Source organism: Frigoribacterium sp. AC759, from assembly GCF_979256015.1.
Window position 1 is genome coordinate 1 of the sequence record NZ_CEEDMT010000121.1, and the last position, 257, is coordinate 257.

Sequence of the window (257 nt, forward strand, 5' to 3'; positions counted from 1 at the left end):
GACATGCCCGAACTCAACGGAAGTGGCGCGGTCGGGCCGGTAATGCCATCATACTCAGATATTATACCGGTGGATGGTCTCGTCCCGGACTCCAAGCTGCTCGGCCATCCGCACAAGGTCGGCCAGCGACTGCGCTTCCATCTTGCGCATCACGTTGCCCCGGTGGATCTTGACGGTGATCTCGCTGAGATCGAGCTTCGCGGCCACCTGCTTGTTCATCAGTCCCGTGACCACCAGCCCCATTACGTCCCGCGCCG

1 protein-coding gene is annotated in these 257 nt (G+C 61.5%); it reads right to left on the reverse strand.

Annotation, left to right across the window (positions count from 1 at the left end):
* Positions 1-54: 54 nt before the first annotated feature.
* Positions 55-257, reverse strand: a 203-nt coding sequence (locus ACZ6JE_RS15335; protein WP_464319504.1) for a response regulator transcription factor, incomplete at its 5' end; no start/stop codon positions are given.